This window comes from Dactylosporangium sp. NPDC050588, from assembly GCF_040654975.1.
Lineage (GTDB): Bacteria > Actinomycetota > Actinomycetes > Mycobacteriales > Micromonosporaceae > Dactylosporangium > Dactylosporangium maewongense.
Genome location: NZ_JBFAJA010000066.1, coordinates 1 through 16771 on the forward strand (window position 1 = coordinate 1; position 16771 = coordinate 16771).

General features: G+C 73.7%; 22 protein-coding genes. 11 read left to right on the plus strand and 11 right to left on the minus strand.

Annotated elements, in window-relative coordinates; all coding sequences use genetic code 11:
- On the minus strand, positions 1-761 hold a 761-nt coding region (locus tag AB0I21_RS37770; protein ID WP_360568497.1), incomplete at its 3' end, for an RICIN domain-containing protein.
- Between the two features lie 190 nt (positions 762-951).
- On the opposite strand from AB0I21_RS37770, the gene AB0I21_RS37775 reads away from it, so the two are divergent.
- From AB0I21_RS37775 to AB0I21_RS37790, 4 genes are all read left to right on the plus strand, one after another.
- On the plus strand, positions 952-1515 hold the full coding sequence (locus AB0I21_RS37775) for a DUF4240 domain-containing protein (protein WP_360568498.1): 564 nt from the start codon (positions 952-954) through the stop codon (positions 1513-1515).
- Positions 1512-2093, plus strand: a complete 582-nt coding sequence (locus tag AB0I21_RS37780) for a DUF4240 domain-containing protein (RefSeq protein ID WP_360568499.1) — start codon at positions 1512-1514, stop codon at positions 2091-2093. Before AB0I21_RS37775 ends, AB0I21_RS37780 begins: the two co-directional genes overlap by 4 nt.
- Complete coding sequence (locus AB0I21_RS37785; protein WP_360568500.1) at positions 2090-2929, plus strand: YwqG family protein; 840 nt, start codon at positions 2090-2092, stop codon at positions 2927-2929. Before AB0I21_RS37780 ends, AB0I21_RS37785 begins: the two co-directional genes overlap by 4 nt.
- Positions 2930-3336: 407 nt before the next feature.
- Positions 3337-3573, plus strand: coding sequence for a DUF1963 domain-containing protein (locus AB0I21_RS37790; RefSeq protein ID WP_360568501.1), 237 nt, complete (start codon positions 3337-3339; stop codon positions 3571-3573).
- Positions 3574-3680: 107 nt separating this feature from the next.
- Here the strand turns inward: AB0I21_RS37790 and AB0I21_RS37795 are convergent, their stop codons facing one another.
- The 4 genes from AB0I21_RS37795 to AB0I21_RS37810 all read right to left on the minus strand — a co-directional run bounded on the left by AB0I21_RS37795 (position 3681) and on the right by AB0I21_RS37810 (position 6806).
- Complete coding sequence (locus AB0I21_RS37795; RefSeq protein ID WP_360568502.1) at positions 3681-4646, minus strand: cellulose binding domain-containing protein; 966 nt, start codon at positions 4644-4646, stop codon at positions 3681-3683.
- 29 nt (positions 4647-4675) lie between these two features.
- A complete protein-coding gene (locus AB0I21_RS37800; RefSeq protein WP_360568503.1) occupies positions 4676-5995 on the minus strand; it encodes a sulfatase-like hydrolase/transferase in 1320 nt (439 codons plus the stop codon).
- Positions 5996-6049: 54 nt separating this feature from the next.
- On the minus strand, positions 6050-6469 hold the full coding sequence (locus tag AB0I21_RS37805) for a hypothetical protein (RefSeq protein ID WP_360568504.1): 420 nt from the start codon (positions 6467-6469) through the stop codon (positions 6050-6052).
- 79 nt (positions 6470-6548) lie between these two features.
- Positions 6549-6806 carry a YciI family protein gene (locus AB0I21_RS37810; RefSeq protein ID WP_360568505.1) on the minus strand — a complete coding sequence of 86 codons (258 nt, stop codon included), beginning with the start codon at positions 6804-6806 and terminating at the stop codon, positions 6549-6551.
- Positions 6807-6953: 147 nt separating this feature from the next.
- Between AB0I21_RS37810 and AB0I21_RS37815 the strand changes: the two genes are divergently transcribed.
- On the plus strand, positions 6954-7592 hold the full coding sequence (locus AB0I21_RS37815; protein WP_360568506.1) for a class I SAM-dependent methyltransferase: 639 nt from the start codon (positions 6954-6956) through the stop codon (positions 7590-7592).
- A 25-nt stretch (positions 7593-7617) separates the two neighbouring features.
- Here AB0I21_RS37815 and AB0I21_RS37820 read toward each other — a convergent pair whose 3' ends face one another.
- Complete coding sequence (locus tag AB0I21_RS37820) at positions 7618-8325, minus strand: peptidylprolyl isomerase (protein ID WP_360568507.1); 708 nt, start codon at positions 8323-8325, stop codon at positions 7618-7620.
- Positions 8326-8423: 98 nt separating this feature from the next.
- Positions 8424-9320: a GNAT family N-acetyltransferase gene (locus AB0I21_RS37825; RefSeq protein WP_360568508.1), complete on the minus strand. Its 897-nt coding sequence runs from the start codon at positions 9318-9320 to the stop codon at positions 8424-8426.
- Positions 9321-9337: 17 nt separating this feature from the next.
- Between AB0I21_RS37825 and AB0I21_RS37830 the strand changes: the two genes are divergently transcribed.
- Entirely contained in the window at positions 9338-10195 is an 858-nt protein-coding gene (locus AB0I21_RS37830) for an ATP-grasp domain-containing protein (protein ID WP_360568509.1), read from the plus strand.
- Positions 10196-10253: 58 nt separating this feature from the next.
- Positions 10254-11330, plus strand: coding sequence for a tetratricopeptide repeat protein (locus AB0I21_RS37835; RefSeq protein WP_360568510.1), 1077 nt, complete (start codon positions 10254-10256; stop codon positions 11328-11330).
- A gap of 118 nt (positions 11331-11448) precedes the next feature.
- Here AB0I21_RS37835 and AB0I21_RS37840 read toward each other — a convergent pair whose 3' ends face one another.
- The gene (locus AB0I21_RS37840) at positions 11449-11955 is read right to left on the minus strand and encodes a GNAT family N-acetyltransferase (protein ID WP_360568511.1); all 507 of its coding nucleotides are present in this window, start codon (positions 11953-11955) and stop codon (positions 11449-11451) included.
- A 97-nt stretch (positions 11956-12052) separates the two neighbouring features.
- Between AB0I21_RS37840 and AB0I21_RS37845 the strand changes: the two genes are divergently transcribed.
- The 3 genes from AB0I21_RS37845 (at position 12053) to AB0I21_RS37855 (ending at position 14445) form a co-directional block, all read left to right on the plus strand.
- Entirely contained in the window at positions 12053-12781 is a 729-nt protein-coding gene (locus AB0I21_RS37845; protein WP_360568512.1) for a DUF4261 domain-containing protein, read from the plus strand.
- 10 nt (positions 12782-12791) lie between these two features.
- Positions 12792-13526, plus strand: a complete 735-nt coding sequence (locus AB0I21_RS37850; protein ID WP_354900052.1) for a dienelactone hydrolase family protein — start codon at positions 12792-12794, stop codon at positions 13524-13526.
- A 67-nt stretch (positions 13527-13593) separates the two neighbouring features.
- Entirely contained in the window at positions 13594-14445 is an 852-nt protein-coding gene (locus tag AB0I21_RS37855) for a peptidoglycan DD-metalloendopeptidase family protein (protein WP_360568513.1), read from the plus strand.
- Here AB0I21_RS37855 and AB0I21_RS37860 read toward each other — a convergent pair.
- Positions 14414-14893 (minus strand): hypothetical protein, encoded by a 480-nt coding sequence (locus AB0I21_RS37860; protein ID WP_360568514.1) that lies wholly within the window; start codon positions 14891-14893, stop codon positions 14414-14416. The genes AB0I21_RS37855 and AB0I21_RS37860 overlap by 32 nt on opposite strands.
- A 9-nt stretch (positions 14894-14902) precedes the next feature.
- Positions 14903-16012, minus strand: coding sequence for an NADAR family protein (locus AB0I21_RS37865; protein ID WP_360568515.1), 1110 nt, complete (start codon positions 16010-16012; stop codon positions 14903-14905).
- Between the two features lie 31 nt (positions 16013-16043).
- Between AB0I21_RS37865 and AB0I21_RS37870 the strand changes: the two genes are divergently transcribed.
- Positions 16044-16346 carry a hypothetical protein gene (locus AB0I21_RS37870; protein WP_360568516.1) on the plus strand — a complete coding sequence of 101 codons (303 nt, stop codon included), beginning with the start codon at positions 16044-16046 and terminating at the stop codon, positions 16344-16346.
- A gap of 2 nt (positions 16347-16348) precedes the next feature.
- On the opposite strand, the gene AB0I21_RS37875 is transcribed toward AB0I21_RS37870, so the two are convergent.
- Complete coding sequence (locus AB0I21_RS37875) at positions 16349-16717, minus strand: hypothetical protein (protein WP_360568517.1); 369 nt, start codon at positions 16715-16717, stop codon at positions 16349-16351.
- Between the last annotated feature and the right edge of the window lie 54 nt (positions 16718-16771).

Here is a 16771-nt window from a genome sequence, read left to right on the forward strand (position 1 = left end):
TGGATGCCGTCACCGGCCGGCGCGCCGATGATGACGTTCTTGATGGTCGCGCCGTTGGCCAGCTCGAACATCGGGTCCTGACTCTCGCTCTGCCCGCCGTCGCCGATGCAGCAGTAGCGCTTCATCCCGCCGTCGAGCGTGCCCGACACCTTGATCGTGCCGCTGACGCTCGCGTCGCCCGACTTCGTCGGCCAACTGGTGCTGGGGTTGGTATTTGTGGGCGTGGTCGTGCCCGCCACCACCAGGCGCCACTGCTGGTTGGCGCCGTTGAGGTCGGTGAACTGGGAGATCCTCGCGCCGTTGGCGGTCGACCACTCCCAGACCTCGAGGGCCTTGCCGCTGTGCCGGTTGATGAGCTGGATGTTGTCGCCGATGTTCTGCACGGAGAACTGCTGGTTGTTGCCGCTGCTGATCGGCCACTGGCGGTACTCCGCGCCGTCGGCGGTGTTCCACTCCCACAGGTCGACGGCCTTGCCGCTGTGCCGGGCGATGATCCGCCACCAGCCGGTGCCGGCCGACTCGAACCGGAACTGCTGGCACTGGCAGCCGTTGCTGCTGTACTGGGTGACGGTGGCGCCGTCCGCGGTCGACGCGCCCGTGACCTCCATGACCTTGCCGCTGTTGACGTTCACCAGGTTGTACCAGGTGCCTTGCACGATCGTCGCCGCGTCCGCGGACCGCACGGCGACGGTCGTCACCGCCGCCACGACGGTCAGCACGACCGCACTGAGCAGCCAGCGTCTGTGTCTCTGCCTTGCCACGTCGGGGAACCTCCGATCGGTGCCTTGGTTCGTGTCGCGAGGAAAGCGCTTTCCTCGGTGGCGGACCGTATCGGCGTCGTTCGCACTTGTCAACGTCGATGTGAGCGCTCACTTCGCCCGCTCCTCGTCAACGCCGACGCCGTGAAAGGAGGCTGTGAAAACTGTCGTACCCCGCGGGCATGATGTGCGCATGAGCGGTGGGGTGGGGATTCGGGACGTGTGGCAGCTTGTCGACGAGGCGCGGGCGGACCTGGGCGGGGCGCCGTCCGCCGACGACGTCGCGGCGGCGATGGTGCGGTTGCTCAGCGCGCGGCCGGCGGCCGGCATCGCCGCGTTCGACCGGCCCTTCGACGAGCTGATGGCGGTGTCCCACCGGGCGGATCTGTGGGCCGCTGCGTACATCATCAATGGCGGCGCGTCCGGTGACGGGTTCGACTATTTCCGCGGCTGGCTCGTGGCGCAGGGCAGGGACTGGTTCGAGTGCGCCCTCGCCCACCCCGACAGCCTGGCCGCCCATCCCGCGGTGGTCGCGGCCGCGGCCGGGGACGGAGACCTCGACGGCGAGCCGGTCCTGTATGTCGTGATGGACGCCTATCGCGACGTCAGCGGCGAGGAGGACGTGCCCGACTATCCCGACACGGTCTGGATCCCCGACCTCGACCCGGACTGGAATTTCGACTACGGCGACAGGGCCGAGATGCGCCGGCGCCTTCCGGCGCTCGTGGCGCTCTTCGACGGGGAGGAGGGGCAGTGAGCACCGCTGAGGTGTCGCCCTTGTCGCCGGGCGTGGATGACGTGTGGCGCCTGATCTCCGCGGCGCGGGCTGACCTTGGCGGGTCGCCGTCGTCGGACGACGTGGCGGCGGCGGTGGTGCGACTGCTGCGTAGCTGGCCGGCCGCCGACATCGCCGCGTTCGAGCAGCCCTTCGACGAGCTGGTGGCGGTGTCCTACCGGGCCGGCCTGTGGGCCGCCGCCTACGTCATCAACGGCGGCGCGTCCGATGACGGGTTCGAGTATTTCCGGGGATGGCTCATCGCGCAGGGCCGGGAGACGTTCGAGCGGGCGCTCGCCGACCCCGACAGCCTCGCGACACATCCCGCGGTGGTCGCGGCGGCCGCCGAGTGCGACGGCCTCGAGTGCGAGGACGTGCTGGCTGTCGTCTGGCAGGCGTACCGGGACCGGACCGGCGGCGAGGAGCTCCCCGCCCGTGCCTTCACCATCCGCTATCCCGACCTCGACCCGGACTGGGAGTTCGACTTCGACGACGAGGCCGAGATGCGGCGCCGCCTGCCGCGGCTCATGGCGCTCTACGACGAGGAAGAGGACACGTGAGCGAGCTTCGAGAAGCGGTCGGCGGAGATGAGGCGCTCTGGAGTGTTCTCGCGCCGCACGTGCTGCCGTCGGTCAGGCTGGCCGGCGGCGGGGCGTGCGCGCCGGATTCGCGGGGCACGCGGCTCGGCGGGGACGCGCTCGCCGGGGACGGGTTCGTCTGGCCGCGGACCGACGGCGGCAGAGCGCTGACGGTGATCGCCCAGCTCGACTGCGACGAGATCAACGCGACGCTCGGCGGCGGCGACGGCCCGGGCGTGCTGCCGGCCGGGGCGCTGCTGACGTTCTTCTACGACGCCGTCGAGATGGAAGGCTGGGGCTATGACCCCGGCCACCGGCAGCACTGGCGGGTGGTCGTGTCCGACGCCGCGACGGCGCGGCCGGTGGTGGCGCCGGAGGGGACGGAAGCGTTCGGCGCTGTGGCGTGCGTGCCCCGGCGGGTGCTGACGATCCCCGACAGGTGGGAGCCGGCCGTGGAGCGGCTGCGCGAGCACGGTCGCGGCGCGGTGAGCCGGTTGTATGACCGCGTCGGGGCAAAGGACGAGGCGCCCAGGCACCGGGTGTTCGGCTGGCCCGAGCCGGTGCAGGGCCCGATGCAGCTGGAGTGCCAGCTCGCCGCCAACGGCATCTCCGTCGGCGGGCCCGAGGGCTACGGCGACCCGCGCGTGGAGCGGCTCCGCGAGGGCGCCGGCGACTGGGTGCTGCTCCTGCAGGTCGACTCCGACGACGACGCCGGCTGGATGTGGGGTGACGTCGGCACGTTGTACTACTGGATTCGCTCCCAGGACCTCGCCGCCGGCGACTTCACCCGCATCTGGGGGATCGGCCAGTGCTGCTGAGCCGCCCCTCGTGCCCCGATCCGGCCGGCGGCCCGGCGACGGACGGCGGACATGACCGAGGTCCGTGACGGTGTCGATGGCGGCGACGATGAGGCGTTGTGGGCGGCGGTGATGGCGCATGCGCTGCCGTCGGTCCGCCTGACGCACAGCCCGGCGGGCGGCCCGGCGCACGGTTCGGCGTGTGGCCCAGCGGGCGACCCGGTGTGCGGCTCGGCGTGCGGGGAGGAGCTCCGGGACACGCGGCTCGGTGGGGTCGCGTTCGGGGACGAGCGGTTCGTCCGGCCGCGGACGGGCGGCGGGCGAGCGCTGTCGCTGATCGTGCAGCTGGACTGCGACCAGGTCAACGAGGCCCTCGGGCTGGAAGCGTTGCCGGTGGCGACGCTTGAGGGAGCCGCGACCTTCCCGCGGTGGCCTGCGCGGCCCGGCGGGTGCTCACGATCCCGGACCGGTGGGAGGAGGTCGTCCAGCCGCTGTGGGAGCGGCGGCCCGCCGCGATGGATGAGCTGCACGGGAAGGTGGAGACGCCGCTGCACCGCGTCTTCGGCTGGCCGGAGTTCATCCAGGACCCTGCGCGGTCGGATGACGGCGACTGGGTGCTGCTGCAGGTGGACTCCGACGACGTCACCGGGTGGATGTGGGGGTGACGTCGGCCGATGCCTCTGACGCGCCCGAAGTCCCCGGCGACCAGGTCCTGTTTGAACGCAGCGCCGAGGGCGCGCGGCGGCGGTGGCGCGCGCCCCGTGAACGACGGTCAGGAGCCGGGCGGCGGCGGCGGGGGCGGCGGGTCGACGGCGATGCCGATCTGGGCGCGGGTGGAGAAGTTGCCGGCACCGTCGAAGGCACGGACGGCGACGAAGTAGGTGCCGTAGCCGGTGTAGGGGACGTAGGCGGTGGTGTTGCCGACCAGGCTGATGACCGTGCCGTTGAGGGCGACCTCATAGCCCGCGACGAACTGGTTGTCGGTCGAGGCGGTCCACACGACCGTCCAGGAGCCGTCGGTCACCCCGCGAAACGCCAGGCCCGTCGGCTGGCTGGGTGCGGTGGTGTCCGGCGGCGTGCCCAGGCCCACCGTGGCGAAGGGGGAGCGGTTGCCGGCGGCGTCGATCGCCCGTACACCGAACGACATCACCATCGGCGGGGGCGTCGGCATGCTGTAGCTGGTGCCGGTGACGGTCGCGATCGGGGCGGTGGAGGTGTTGGAGTAGATCTCATAGCCGGTGACGGCGCGGTCGTCGGTCGAGGGGGACCAGGTGAGCACGTACGAGCTGGCCTGCGCGGTGCCGCGCAGGTTGGTCGGGGTCGAGGGCGGGCGGACGTCGCGCGACGGTGGGCGACCGTCGCACGGGGCGGCGTTGAGCAGGCAGCCCTGCGGCGTGCCCTGGCCGGCGGCGACCCAGCCGAAGCTGGTCGACGCGCCCGGGGCGAGGCTCGCGTTCCACGACGCGCCGACGGCGACGTAGTGGCTGCCGGCGCGGGTCACCGTGGCGTCCCACGAGCTGCCGATGGTCGTGCCGGCGGGCAGGTCGAACTCGACCCGCCAGGTCAGGGCGGTCGTGCCGCCGTTGGTGACGGTCATGCGGCCCACGTAGCCCGCGGGCCACGCGCTGTCCTGGGAGAACGCGGCCGTCGGGACGGTGGCGGCACCGGCGGCCACCGCGTTGAGCGTGATCGCGAGGATGCCGGCCACGACGGCCGCCCTCGCAAAGAATCGACTCATGTGAATGGACGATACGTGAGCGCCGCAACTCAGGGGCAGTCGCGGCCGGCGCAGGTCCGCTGGCGGGCGAGGGCGGCGGCGAGCGCGGGGCGGGTGGAGCCGTCCTGGAGCAGGTTGGTCAGCTGCCACGGGTCGCGGGCCAGGTCGTAGTACTCGCGGTCGGTGACGGTGAACGCGTCGTCGTAGATCTCCGTGTACCGGTAGCGCCCCGGCACCACCGTCGACGCCCACGACGGGATGCCCGCACCGTTGGCCGGGTCCCGCCAGTACTCCGTGAGCAGCGCCCGCCGGTCGCCGGGTGCCAGCAGGTCGCGCCCGTCCACCTGAAACGACGGGGTGAGACCGGCGGCGGCGAGCACCGTCGGGGTGATGTCGAGGTTCGCGGCCAGCCGGCGGTCGCTGCCGGCGCGGATGTGTCCCGGCCACGAGATCAGCAGCGGGACGCGCTCGGCCTGCAGGTACGGCATGAACTTCTCCGGCAGCCCGTGCTCGCCGAACAGCTTGCCGTTGTCCGACAGCAGGATGACGAGCGTGTCGTCCAGCTCGCCGTCGGCCTTCAGGCGGCGCCGGATCGACTCGAGCGCGTCGTCGACGGAGCGCAGCGTCCGCAGCATCGCCTGCCGCTCGAGTGCGCCCTCCTCCTGCGTACGGTTGAAGCGTCGCACGTACGCGGGCTTGTCGCCGCGGTCGGTCTCGCGGGTCGCGGGGTTGCCGTCCCACGGGTAGCTCACGCCGGCGTAGCGCGGCTCCGGCACCTGCGGCGCGTGCGGGGCGGTGAAGCCGGCGTAGATGAACCACGGTTGCCGGTCGTCGCGCTCGTACCGGTCGACGTAACGGCCGACCTGGTCGCCGATGAACGTGGTGGCGTAGGACGCGCGGGTCTTCAGCCCGTCGACGACGAAGTCTGCGCCGGTGTACCCGCCGCCGGTCAGCGCCCAGTCGTCGAAGTGCGGCGGCCGTCGCGCGATGTCCCAGGCGTTGAAGAGCTTGCCGACCGCGGCCGTGCGGTACCCGGCGGCGTGCAGCTCGTGCTGCAGCGACCGGTCGTGGTCGAACCGGCCGACCGCACCCTGCTGCGTGACGCCGTGGTTGTGCGCGTACCGGCCGGACAGGATCGTCGCCCGGCTCGGGCAGCAGCTCGGCGTGCTGACCATCGCATTCGGGTACTCCCGCCCGTGGTCGCGCAGCCACGCCAGCGCCTTCGGTATCGCGAACGTCTGCCCGGTCCGCGCGTCGTCCATGAGCAGCAGCAACACGTTCGGCCGACCCGGCGGCGCCGTCGCCCGTACATCATGGGCGGGCGCGACCAGGCCGGCCGCCGCCACCACCGCCACAGCCCACGCCGCCACCCGCACCACGCACTCCAGGTATCCGCTCCGACACGCTGTGCTACAAGGTAGCCGCTACGGGACGGCGGGGTGGTATTCCCCGTGATACATGCCGAGGAAGGGCGCCACCAGCAGCGCGACCTGCGTGGCGAGGAACCAGGCGACGGCGAGGGCGGGCACCGCCAGCAACGCGAGCGCCGGCGCCGTCCGGGCGGCGGCGACGACCCGGTCCAGCCGCGGCGAGTCGACCCCGGCCACCGCCACCAGCACGAGCAGCACGGCCGCCACGCCGAACAGCAGGGACAGCGCCGCCCCGGCGTACTGCGCCAGCCACGCGAACCCGTTGTGCAGCCAGCCGAGATCCAGCGGCGCGTCCACGCCGTCGAGCCGCGCGCCGCGCCACCATCCGGGCCCGTACCTCGCCAGCAGGAAGTACGTGACGGCGGCGACGGCCGACAGCACCGTCGCGCCCCGACCGGACTCCCGCGCCACCATCGCCACACGTTACCGCCGGACGGGTCGCCGTGCACCAGGTGCACGAAGGGATGCGAGCCGAGCGGGGTGGCGTCCTCGGTCAGCGGAACAGCGGGACCCACTCCTGGCGGCGCACGATCGTCACGCCGGGCGCGCGGTAGTACGGGTCGTCGTCGATGATCGCGTCGAACTCCTTGGCGGTCACGTCGAAGAGCAGCAGCGCGCCGGTCTCGTCCGAGTACGGCCCGGCCATCACCACCCGCCCGGCCTCGTGCAACACCCGCAGCCGTTCCCGGTGCGCGGGCCGCACCGCCAGCCGGTCGGGACTCCCGTCGAAGGCAAGCTCAAGCAGGTACACGCGGCCATCGTAGGGGAGGGCCCGCTCACGGGTCGGGGAGGTGGCGCGGACCTGCCGGAACGCGTCCAGCCACTGGCGCACCTGCTCGTCGGGGTGCAGGTGCGGCGTCGCAGACGGCGTCCACCCCGGGTGGCTAAGGTTTCGTCCGTGGATGCGAAGACCGATGAGCTGCGAGCCGCCCACGACGTCCTGGCCGAGATCTACGCCGACGGCCTGGCCGGCGAGCTGGACCGGATGCCGGTCGAGCGGGCGGTGCTCGGCCTGTTCTGCGAGCTGACCCTCGCCGCCGATCTGGGCCCCGACGTGGGCGACGTCGGCTGCGGCACCGGCCGGCTCGCCCCCTACCTGTCCGCCCACGGCCTGTCCCCGCACGGCGTCGACCTGTCCCCGGAGATGGTCAGGGTGGCCCGGCGCGACCACCCGGGCTTCCCCTTCGCCGTCGCCGACCTGCGCGACCTGCCGTTCGCCGACGCCTCCCTCGCCGGCGTGGTCTGCTGGTACTCGCTGATCTTCCTCGCCCCCGAGGACCGCGCGCCTGCCTTCGGCGAGCTGTCCCGCGTCGTCAAGCCGGGCGGCCATCTGGTGACGGCCTTCAAGGACGGTGACGGCACCCTCCGCCGCGCCGGCCGCACCGCCGGCGTCGAGTTCGACGCGTACTGGCTGCCCGCCGACGAGATGGCCCACCACCTCACCACCGCGGGCTTCACCACGCTCTTCCGCGCCACCCGCCCCGCCGAACAGGGCGAGTCGACCCCCCAGTCCTACCTCCTCGCCCGCCGCACCTGAGACACGTGCTGCCGGCGCCGGCGTGTCAGAGGTAGGCGACCGTCACGTGTTGCAGGGTGAGGGTGAGCTTCGGGGGGCCGTCGCCGTGGTAGCTGGTCTCGGGGACGACGCCGGCGGCGGCGACCTGCTTGACGATGTCCATGCCCTTGGTGACGATGCCGATCAGGCTGTAGTTCGCGGGGATGGTCGGGTTGTCGGCGTAGTTGATGAAGAACTGGCTGCCGCTGGTGCCCGGGTCCTCCCAGCGGGACACGGCCACCGTGTCGCGGAGGTAGCCGGCCTTGGGGCCGAGGTTCTCCTCCGCGTACTGGTACGCGGGGCCGCCCGTGCCGGTGCCGGACGGGTCGCCGCACTGCAGGATGGACAGGCTCTCCGAGGTCCCCAGGCGGTGGCAGTGGCTGCCGTCGAAGAACTGCTTGCCGGCCAGGTAGGCGAGGCTCGCCACCGCGCACGGGGCGACCTTGGCGTCCATCGTGATCTCGATGGTGCCGAGGTTGGTCGTCAAGGTCATGGTCGCGATGGTGCCGCTGGGGACCGTGGCCGGCGGTGTGCCGACATCCTTGATGGTCGCCTTGTCGACGGGGTTGACCGGGGACCATCGGCACTCGGCGGTGGCGGCCGGCGACGGTGCCGTGGGCGTGGCGACCCGCCGGGCGGCCTGCGGCTGGCCGGTGCAGCCGGCCAGGCCCGCCGTGACGAGCAGCGCGGCGAGCGCCTGGGTGAGTCGCTTCACGGCTGGTTCCCTTCGGAAAGCGCGGCGCCGTCCGCCGCGACCCTTCCGACCATGCGGGCATCCGTCGTTGTCCGGTAGGGGCGACGCCCCTCGGGCGGTCAACTCCGGACAACCCCGGTGATGCCGAAGTTCGCCATGTCGACGACGGGGCGGTAGCCGAGGGCGGCGTAGATCTTGTTGGAGGTGGGGTTGGCCTGGTCGGTGAAGAGGCAGACACGGTCGCCGGTGGACTGGAGACGGCGGGAGACCTCGGCGACGGCGTTGCTGGCCCAGCCGTGGCCGCGCTGGTCCGGCGGGGTGTAGACGGGGGCGATCCTGACCACGCCGTACGTGGGTGCGGTGGCGCCGACGAGGCTGACGGGCCGGCCGGTGCCGTCGAGCCAGAACCAGAGCAGGCCGTCGTCGATGCGGCGTAGCAGCTCCTGGCGGTCGGGCATGGCGTGCATGCCCGTGCCACGGGGGCGGCCGGCCTGCTCGTCGGCGTCGCCCATGAACGCGGCGACCCACTCGACGACCAGGTCGACGGCGGAGGCGGGGACCGGGGCCAGGCGGCCCGGTGCGGGGCGCGGCGGGACGAGCTCGCCGAGCACGTGCAGCCGGGTGTGGATGATGACCTCGGCCCGGCCGCCGGTGAGGCGGGCCAGCTCGGCGGCGCACACCTGCGAGGCGGGCAGCGAGCCGTTGACACCCAGGGTCTCCTCGCCGCGGGCGTGCAGCGCACGGGCGAGCTCGACCGCGGCGTCCGCCGGCATCGGCAGCAGGTACAGCGGATGCGGCGCCATCGGGGCGGTGCGCATGCCCACCCCGACCACGGCGCCGGAGGTGTCGCGCGCGACGAGCCACCAGAAGTGCGCGGGCGGGCCGCCGTCGGGCCAGGTGCGGGGCTTGTGCGCGTTCGCGGTCACGACGGTGTTCAGGACGGGGTCGGCGGCCAGGTGGTCCCCGGCCGCGGCGAGGAACTCGGCGGCGTCGGCGGTGAACTCGAGTGTGACCATCCGCGTACGGTATCCAGATGTCGACGATGGTGTTGGTACCGGCGGATCCGCTGCGCCCCCGCCGACCCGACGGGCACTTCGCCCCGGAGGCCGGTGCCGCCCGCGAGGCGGGCCTGGACGTGGCGGTGGTGGACCACGACGCGTTGAGCACGCCGGACGGGGCGCGGCGAGCCGTGGCCCGCGTCGAGGCGGGCGAACGGCAGGCCGTCTACCGCGGCTGGATGCTGCGCTCCGCGCAGTACGCGGCGTTCGCCGGAGCCCTGCAGGATCGTGGCGTCACGTTGCGGACCAGCGCCGCGCAGTACCGGCAGGCGCATGAGCTTCCCGGCTGGTACGCCGCCCTGGCGGACGTCACCCCGCGCTCGGTGTGGACGGCCGGCGACGAGCGTGAGGCGTTCGAGCGGGCCGCGGGCGACCTCGGCGACGGCGCGGCGGTCCTGCGCGACTACACGAAGTCGATGAAGCACCACTGGCACGAGGCCGCGTTCATCCCCGACCTCGCCGACACCGCCGCGGCGTGGGCGGTCGCGCAACGGCTCCGGGAGCTGCGCGACGACGAGTTCACCGGCGGGTTCGTGCTGCGCCGGTTCGAGGAGCTGAGCAAGGCGGAGGTCCGCACCTGGTGGGTCGGCGGCGCGTGCAAGCTCGTCGGCCCGCACCCGGACACGCCGCACGAGCTGCCGCCCGCGGATCTCGACCTGGCCGCCGTGGCGCCGCTCGTCGCCGCGCTCGGCCTGCCGTTCGTCACGGTCGACCTGGCGCTGCGGTCCGACGGCGTGTGGCGGGTCATCGAGCTCGGCGACGGTCAGGTCAGCGACCGGCCCGGCACCGTCGACCCGGAGGAGTTCGTCGCCGCGGTGCTCGGGCCGCGTTGATGGCAGATGTACGACGCAGCCGTCGGTCCACGCCACCGGCGGCGGTCATGATGACCCGATGGGGAGAGGGCGCGACGGCATCCTGACCATCCTTCTGGTGCTGCTGGTCGGCGGCACCATCGCGTGCCTCGTCGCCGCGCTCGTCGACGGCCTCGGCCCGTGGGTGCTCGCCGTGGTGGCGCTGCTCGCCGCCGGCGTCGCCCGGCTGAAGTGGCGCGAGGTGCGCGCCCGCCGGGCGGAGCGGCGCACCGGGGACGCCGTCCACGACCTGTACACCGACGCCCTCGACCGGGCCGGCCGCGGCGACCACGCCGGCGCCGCCACCCGCCTCGCCGGCGCGCTCCGTCGGGGCGGCGGGGACCTCACCACGGAACTCCAGCAGTGCCTGGCCGCCGCCCATCTCGCCCTCGGCGAGACCGGCCGGGCCGTCGCGGTGTGGCGCGAGGCGTACGAGCTGAACCGGCGCGAACAGGGCGACGACGCGCCACCGACGATCGCCGCCGCCAACGGCCTCGCCGCGGCGCTGCTGACACACGGCGACCGGGCCGCGGCGGCCGCCCGCTACCGCGACACCCTCGACCGCTGCCGCCGGCTGCTCGGCGACGCCGACCCGGAGACCGTCGCCGCCCTGAACGGCGTCACCAGGACCGACCCCACCCCGCGCCACGACGAGGTCGCGGCCCTGTACGAGGACCTGTTCGGCCCGTTCCACCCGGACGCGCGCATCGCCCGGCGACAGTCCGCCCCGCAGGACCCCGCCACCGCCCGCCTCGCCACCGGCGACCTGCGAGCCGCCCGCGCCCTCTCCGAACAGGCCGCCGCGCCCGGCGACGGGAATGCCACCGGGACCCCGGCGGCCCTGAACGACCTCGCGATGGTGCTGCGCGAGCAGCGCGACCTGATGGGCGCCTACCGCGCCTACGAACGGGCCACCGAGCTCAGCGACCCCCTGGACCCGCACCACCTCACCGCGCTCGCCGGCCTGACCCGCATCATGCTGCTGCAGGGCGACGAGACCAACGCCACCGCCGCACTCACCGACCTCGCCGAGGCGTACGCCACGCGGTACGGACCCCACCACCCCGAAACAACCGCCGCCCGCCGCAACCTCGCCCGCCTCACACGCCCCGCGTAGCGGCCATGGCAACGCCCCTGCGGTCCGCGGTACAAGCCGAGTGGCTTCCGCGGACGAACGTCAGGACGGAGAGATGGCCAGCGGCTGTGCAACCGCACCCAGCGCCACCGGGACCCGGTCACTGGAGGGACTTGCGCAACCAGTGGCCGGCGTACGGGCTGTCGTTGAACGCGGGCACCTCGTGAAAGCCGTGCCGCGTGTACAGGGCGCGGGCCTCGACCAGGTCGGTGCGCACGTCCAGCCGCATGGACGTGACGCCGTCGGTGCGGGCCTGCTGCTCCACGACGGTGATCAGCCTCGCGCCGAGGCCCTGCCGGCGGACCTTGTCCGAGACGTAGACCCTGGTCAGCTCGCCGACCCGATGGCCGGCCTCGGTGACGTACCGCAGGCCGATGCAGCCGGCGACCGTGGTGTCGACGGTCGCGACCCAGAACCAGCCGGTCGGCGGCTGGAGGTCCTCGTCAGGGTCCTCGGTGAGGATCGTGTCGACCTCCGCCTCCGTCATCGGGCGGTCGTAGTACCGCCCGCCGATGTCGTGGTAGTAGGCGCGCAGCGCCTCCCGCGCCCGCGGGTGCGCCGGTGGCACCACGGTCACGGCCAGGCGGGCCTCGGAGACGGCGGTCACCCGGCCATCATCGACCGGGCCGCCACGGGCCGCCACCGCATTCCCGGCGGCGCCGGCGTGGCATGATGCGAGCCACCCGACGAGCCCGAGGGACCCGATGAGCGCTGGACTGGCGGCGGAGCTGTGCTACACCGGCGCGGTGCGCCTGCGCCCCTCGCCGGCCACGTTGCGGCGGTACTGGCCGTCCGCCACCCTCACCGACGGCACGAGCCGCGGCGGCGGGTACATGGTGGGGTTCCCGGAGCTCACCGCGCCCGACCCGATCCGGCTCCTGGTCAGCTTCGGGCGGCCGGCGGTGTCGCAGGGCCGCCGGGACCTCGCCCACACCCGCGGCTGGGCGGAGGCGGCGGAGGTGATGGCCGGGGTGACGCGCACCGTGACGGTCACCGAGGTCTTCGGTACGTCGTTCGCCCCCGCCGACCGGGTGCGGGCGTTCACCGCCGTCGTCCGTACCCTCGCCGACGACACGGCACCGGTCGCGGTCTGGTGGCCGTCGAGCCGGCTCGCCACGCCACCCGGCGCCGAGGCGAGCGGCGTGGTCAACGTGCGGCACCACGACGTCACCGGCCGGTATGTGCTGGACACCCTCGGGCTCGGCCCGCTCGGCCTGCCCGACCTGCAGTGCGTGTGCGGGGCGCTCCCGCCGGAGGCGCTGACCGCGTACCTGGCGGCGACCGCCTCCTCGATGATCGACGGCCGCGGCCTGAAGGCCGGCGACGTCGTGCCGGGCCTGACCCCGCACCAGCGGTGGAAGGTCGAGGCCGGGCCCGCGTTCGCCGCGCCGGACCGGCCGGTCCTGACCATCACGCCGGACGGCGCCGCGTAAGGTCACCGGCATGAAGCTGCGTGAGGACGAGGTGTCGGTGCCGGCGCCCGGCGGGCCGGTCCGGGCCGTCGTGCTGCGGCCCTCCGGCGATGGTCCGTTGCCGGGCGTCCTGCTGTACACCGACATCTTCCAGCTGACGGAGTCGACGCTGCGGACCGCGCGGCGGCTCGCCTCGGCCGGCTTCGTCGTCTGCGTCCCCGAGATCTACCCGCACGGCGACCTGGCCGGCGTCGCGCTCGAGTTCGACGACGCGGGCAAGCAGGCGGGTCTCGCCGGCGCGGCGGCCACCACGACCGCCTCGTTCGACGCCGACCGGGTGGCGGTCCTGTCGTACCTCGACGGACGCCCGGACACGACGACCCTGTTCGCGACCGGGTTCTGCATCGGCGGGCACCTCGCGTTCCGGGCGGCGTTCGACCCGCGCGTGGCGGCGACGGTCTGCTTCTACCCGACCGGCCTGCACAACGGTGCGCTCGGCGCCGACCCCGACGCCGGCACCCTGGGCTCCCTCGCCGAGATCCGGGGGCGGCTCATGCTCGTGTTCGGCTCGCAGGACCCGCACGTTCCCGCCGACGCCCGCCTGCAGATCATCGCCGCACTGTACGACGCGGGCCTGCACGACGCGGAGCTGCACGTCTACGCCGGCGGCGAGCACGCGTTCATGCGCGACGTCGGCCCGCGCCACGACCCGGTGCTCACCGACCAGGCGCTGACGGCGGCCATCTCCTTCTTCACCACGCTGTAGCAACCGTCCCGCACCCCGCCGCCCGCACGCTCACTTGTGACGTGACCGGCGACGGACGGAGTGGTGCATGCGGCGGCAACTGACGGTGCTGGGTCTGACGGGCGCCGCCCTGATGGCGTTCGGCTCAACCGCGCTCGCGGCCTCCTCGTCCGTGCCGGCCACCGTCTCCTCGGGCAAGGTGAAGCTGGCGGTGCGCTCCGCCCCCACGCCCGCGGCACCCGCCGTCGGCAGCCTGCGCAACGGCGCGAAGCTGTCGCTGGTCTGCTCCGTGCGGGGCCCGAAGACGAAGGGCCGCGTCCGCACCACCGACCGGTGGGACCGGCTCACCAGCGGCGCCTACGTCTCGGACGCCTACGTCTCCCGCCGCAAGACCGTCCCCGCCTGCCCGGCCCCGGCACCCTCCGCCTCGCCGTCGGTCACACCGTCGGTGACCCCGTCTTTGATCGTGCCGCCCACCGGCGCCGCACCCGTCGGCACCTGGGTCAACCCCGTGCCGGGCAAGGGCACCAGCGGCTTCCGCACCGTCTCCCGCCCCACCCACGACGGCATCGACATCATGGCCGCCCGCGAGACCCCGATCCGCGCCGCCGCCGCCGGCACCGTCATCACCGTCGTGTGCAACACCTCCGGCCCGTCCTGCGACGTCGACGGCTCACCGAGCATCAAGGGCTGCGGCTGGTACGTCGAGATCCACCACGCCGGCGACATCGTCACGCGGTACTGCCACATGGTCCGCCAGCCCGACGTCACCGTCGGCCAGCAGGTCACCGCCGGCCAGACCATCGGCCACGTCGGCACCTCAGGCAACTCCTCCGGCCCCCACCTGCACTTCGAGGTCCACTACGGCCGCCCCGCCACCCGCCTCAACGCCATCGACCCCGTCCCCTTCATGAAGACCGCCGGCGCCCCCGTCGCCTGACGTCACTCCTGCGACGGGACGGTCCACATGCGGTGACTGTGGTCGGCGATCCGCACCCAGCACGTCTCCGTCTCAGGCAGGCGTATCTCGGGCCAGGGGCCGGGCTCCGCGTCGGGGTCCTCGTCGACGTCGAACTCCTGGCCAGCCCTTCCCAGTCCCGCCAGTTCTCCAGCCCCGCGCAGCAGCCCGGCGCGAGCACCGTCCCGGTCCGGCTGTCGCCGACCGACAGCCCACCGGCGGCGATGAGCATCTCCGCACCCAGCACCGCGTCGACGACCTCGTCCGCGCCGCCGCCGGGCCGGTCGACCAGTCCGGCCACGAACAGCCCGACCTGCGCGTCGGTGCACCCCGGCCCGAGGTCCAGCGTCGACCAGGCCGCCGTCGCCGCCACGGGCCACGGCGGCGCCTCGACCGCCGGCGCCTCGACGACCGCCCGCATCGTGATCACAGCGCGGGACTACCCGGCAGCCGGGGAGGAGCCGAGGAAGCCGGCCCGCTCGGCCACGAGCTCCGACCGGACGAGCTCCAGCAGGCGGCCGACCCAGTTCCGGGTGCCGGGGCCGTCGCCGTGCCCGAAGGAGTCGCTGCCGTAGTCGATGCGGGCGTCGCCGGTCGCCACGAGGACGTCGGCGAGGGCCGGGTGCTGGGTGAACTTCGCCCGCAGGACCGCGTGCATCGCGGCGGCGCGGACGAGCGGCCAGTCCGGGCGGAGGGGCGCGGTCCTGGCGGTCCGTTCCGCGAGCGTCGCCGTCGCCGCGGCGCCGATCGCGTGGCGGGCCGTCTCGTCGGTGGTGGCGAGGGCCCAGTACGCGTGCACCGCGCTGGCGTACGCCGACCCGGCGACGGTGACCGGCACTGGGTACTCGTTGCGCAGCCATTCGATGTCCGGCTCCTGGGGCCAGGTGCCGGGGAGCCGTGCCAGCATGACCGTGGCGTCCCGCGGGCCGTCGACGGATCGGCCGCCGTGCCGCTGGGCCGTCGCCCTGGCCCGGTCGGCGAAGTACTCGTCCGCCTGTGCGTGCATCGCCGGCGTGACGACCGTGCCGCGGGGTGTGGGCTCGCCGACCTGGGTGCACAGCACCTGCAGCGGCCAGTCCTTCGCGTCCATGTCGCTCAGGGTGAACATCCGCAGGTGTTCCGGGACGGCCAGGTAAGCCTCCCGCAGCGCCACCCGGTCCGCCTCGGTCCGCGTCTCCAGGTAGCGGTCCAGCGCCTGCCGGCAGCGGCCGGTGGAGTCGGGCCGGTCGTTGAGCTCGTCGATCAGGTCGGCGACCTCACCCAGGAGGCCCTCGGCGGTCACCCACATCTCCGGCTCCTCGATCCGCCAGTCCGCCAGCTCATGGGCGCGGGCCTCCGCGCCGGGCTCGAGCCGCGTGGCGACCCAGCCGGATGCCAGCTTCTCGCGCAGGCCGTCGAGGTCGACCCAGCCCCAGCAGTCGATGACGCCGTCGGCGAAGACGAACAGGTCGGTCAGGAAGTACGTGCCGCCGTTGCGGATGAAGATGGGCCGCCAGGTGCCTTCGATCCGTTCGCCGTCGACGAAGCGGTACGTCCTCCTGAGCGCCACCGGCGAAGTGTACGGCCGTAGAGTGCGGTCCGTGACCAGCGAAGCCATTCGGCTCATCGGCTACCGGAAGTTCGACGACGACGGGGTCACGCTCAGCGCGCTGTCCGAGCCGGCGTACGTCGACGGGCTCGGGCTGGTGGTGCGGGTGTCGCTCTACGACCAGCGGACCTACAGCGGGCCCACCGCGACCGTCGTGCTCGGTGCCCGGCGGGAAGCCGTCGAACTGCTCGCCGGCGCCTACCGCGCGCTGGGCCGGGACGCCCTGGCGGGCATCGCCGAGGTCCACGCCGCCAACCGCGACCTGCCGTCGGTCGACGTCCTGCGGCCGCGCTGACGTCACCGGTCTACGAGACGCTGCCGCCACCAGGCTCGCGCGTGCCGGGGAGCGCGGGTGGCGGCCCACGGGTCGGGCAGCGTCTTGCGCAGGAACTCCTCGTCCAGCGCCGCGACGAGACGCCGCAGCTCGCGGGCGGCGTCGCGGGGCAGGGCGTGCAGCGCCGCCTCGAGGATGTCCCGCTGGAAGCTGATGTCGCAGCTCGGGCTGGGGCACTGGCCGGCCAGGTCGATCCAGCGGCCTGCCTGTCGGATCTCGCGCCGGTAGGTGCGGAGCGCGCCGCCGACATCGCCGATGCGGGGGCGCAGGACCTCGATCGCCGCGTTGGCTCGGCTCGACAGGCCGTCGATGGTGGGCGTCCGCGGTGTCACGCGGCCGGCGCCTGGGGCGTTACGCGCCATACGCCTTTCGGAGTCGTCGCATGC